Annotated in this window: 2 protein-coding genes; both read left to right on the forward strand. The window is 67.5% G+C overall.

Features of this window, described 5'->3' with window-relative positions:
• On the forward strand, positions 1-2,870 hold a 2,870-nt coding region (locus AC1DYI_RS30455), incomplete at its 5' end, for a serine/threonine-protein kinase (protein ID WP_477207857.1).
• A 53-nt stretch (positions 2,871-2,923) separates the two neighbouring features.
• Positions 2,924-3,238, forward strand: a 315-nt coding sequence (locus AC1DYI_RS30460; protein ID WP_477207858.1) for a hypothetical protein, incomplete at its 3' end; no start/stop codon positions are given.

The raw sequence follows: 3,238 nt of genomic DNA on the forward strand, positions 1-3,238 counted from the left end.
CCAACCATCTGAAGCCGGTTCTCGGGCAGTTGTTGCGTCAGCACGATGACGCTGCTGCACCGGCATTCGAGACCTTGCCCAAGCTGGGCGACCTCGCTGTGCCCATCGACAGCGTCGCCGCTGCCGGCCAGTTGATCGGGCCGTATCGCCTGTTGAAAGAGCTGGGCCAGGGCGGCATGGGCAGCGTCTGGCTGGCTGAGCGAACCGACGCCAACCCGCGCCGCCAGGTGGCCCTGAAACTGCCTCGTTATGCGTGGGGCTTCGGCCTGGCTGAGCGCATGCGCCGCGAACGCGATCTGGCCGCCCGCCTCGAGCACCCCCACATCGCCCGCCTCTATGAGGCGGGGGTGGACGAACACGGCCGCCCCTATCTCGCCTTCGAGTACGTCGACGGTTGTCCGATCGATCGCTGGTGTGCCGCGCATGGCGCGCACCTGGGCCAGAAGTTGCAGCTGTTCGTCCAGGTGGCGCGCGCCGTGGCCTACGCCCATGCCAGCTTGGTCGTGCACCGGGACCTGAAGCCGTCGAACATCCTGGTCTCCGACGACAGCCAGGTGCACCTGCTGGATTTCGGCATCGCCAAGTCACTCGCCGAAGCCGACGCCGACCAGACTGCGCTGACGCAATGGATGGGGCCCGCGATGACGCCCACCTACGCCTCGCCCGAGCAATTGACCGGTGCGCCGATCACCGTGGCGTCGGACATCTACTCGCTTGGCATCGTGCTGTTCGAATTGCTCACCGGCAAGCCGCCCCTGAGGCCCCGCCACGGGTCGCTGGCCATGTTCACCGATGTGGCAGTGGTGGAACGCGACCTGCCGCTGGCCAGCAGCACGGTCGCGGACATGCCGCTCGCCAAGGCGCTGAAAGGTGAGCTGGATGCCATCCTGGCCATGGCGCTGCGGCCCCAGCCCGCGCAGCGCTACGCCACGGCGATCGCGTTGGCGGAAGACGTCGAACGCCATCTGGCCGGCGAACGGGTGCTGGCCCAACCCGACAGCGCCTGGCGCCGATGGCGTCGCGTGGTCCGTCGGCATGGCCCGGCCCTGGCGTTGGGCGCCTCCGCCCTGGTGGCCGTGCTGGTTGCCGCGGCGGCGGCCCTGGTGCAGGCGCAGCGCGCCAATGCCGAGGCGGCCACCGCCGGTGCCGTGAAGAAGTTCGTGCTGGACGTTTTCCACGTGAACGGCAAGGACAACCCGGCCAACGCCCAGCTGCGGCAACTGCCGGTCGAGTTGCTGTTGGAGCGCGGAGCCAAGCAGATCGAGCTGGGTTTTGCCGATCAGCCAACCTTGCGGGCCGATCTGCACGGCGAGCTTGCAGCGATCTTTCTGGACATGGCCAGCAACCGGCTGGCCGCGCAGCAAGCCCGGCTGCGGATCGAGGCGCTCGACCACAGCGGTGCATCGCCTAGCGATCGAGCGACCGCGCGCCTCGTACTGGCGCGCGCCCTCGCCAACGACGATCAGTTGCGCGCGGCCGAGTCGACGGCCCAAGACGCACTGTCGTTGTCCGCGTCGACCGAGGCCGAACCGGCCGCGCGGCTGGTGCTGTGCGAGGTGGTGGCCCGGCTCGGCCGTTATGACGAAGCAGCGGAGCAGCTCCGCACCGTCCTGGCATCGCCGCGCGCGGCACGGGATCCGGCATTGCACCTGGACGCCGTGGCCATGCGCGCCGAGTTGCTGCGGTGGACCAACCAGTTGGACGAAGCCGCCCCGCTGTACCTGGAGGTCATCGATTCATCCATCCAGCGCGACGGCCCGCATGCTGCGCGCGCCATCGATACACGCATCCGGTTTGCCAATGCGCTGTTCACGGCGAACCGGCCAGCAGAAGCCAAACCGCACCTGACGGCAGCGCTCGAATCGATGAGGGCGATCGGCGGCGACGCAGACATTGCCGCCACGATGACCGAAGCAAAGATAGCCAGCCTCGGCAGCCAAATCTGGTCCCGGCCCATTGAAGAAACCGAGGCCGATTTCAAGCGGCTCGAAGCAGCCCTGGCCAGCCACGGCAGAGCCGTGCCAGAAGTGCTGCACGCCTGGATGGCGTTCTATCGCTCCATCGCCTATTACTCGCACACCGACCTCGAACGCGCCTATGCGGTGGGCCGACCGGCGATCGAACTGTTGCTGCCTCGAACGGAAAGTGCGGAGCAACGAGGCCGGCTCTGGAACATGCTCGACTCGCTGGCAATGGAGACCGGCCGCCACGACGAGGCCGACCAGTTCGCCCGAAACGCCAAGTTCGAGTTCGATCGCGCGTTCGGTGAAGGGAATCTGACCGCAGCCTGGGGCCCACTCGACATCGCGATGAACCTGAGCATGGCAGGTCGGTTCGACGAGGCCGTCGCCGAGCTGACCTCGGCGCTGCAATCCGCGCCCGGTGATGGCGCCGGTGACTCCGACCGCCGTGGGTTTTCAATCAACATGCTGTCGCTGCAGCGTGTGCAGGTGGAGATCGACCGCGGCGACTACGCGGCGGCCCTGCGCCTGCTGCCGCCGGACATCGACCCGGCCAAGATGCCTCAAGGTTGGGACCCGCGCCTGTTCGAAGCACGCGCGTTGTGCGGCTCAAGAGATCCCCGCGGCCTGTCGGCCTATGAGGCCGCYCTCGCCCGGCTCACGCCGAGATTGCATGCGAACTCTCACTGGCTYGCCTGGGACCGCGCCAACCTTGGCCTGTGCGCGCTGCGTGCCGGCGAGCGGCAACGCGCCGCCGAGCTGGCAGCACAGGCCCGAGAGACCTTTCGCCTGCACCCCGGTTGCGCGCTGTACTTCAAGCGCCCGTCGGCCTTGCTGGACGAAAGGCTGCGGCAGCCTGTCCGCACGACGCCGCGCGTCCGCTTATCTGCCTCCAACGCGTCTGGATGAGTGGAAGGTCAGATTTTCCGGCCCTCCGCCACCACCATCGTCAAGGAGAAATCATGAACGTTCGCATTGCTGTCCCCTGGGCCGCCGCGGCCCTGATCCTGACCGGCATGACGACCGCCGCCCACTCGCAAGGGCTGGCGCAGAACCTGATGCTGCCCTGCGACCTCACCCTGTGCGGCAACTACCCTCAGAACGTGGCCACGCTGAAGATCGGCAGCGGCAAGGTCATCATCGATTCGTCGGGGCGCGTGCAGGTCACGCTGACCGACTTGCGTGACAAGGCCACCAACGCCGTCATGGCCAACACGCTGCTGTTCGTCAGTCATGGCTCGTTCACCAACCAGCAGCACAAGACCATGGCGCTGGGC

This window comes from Ideonella sp. P3_A4, assembly GCF_056403075.1.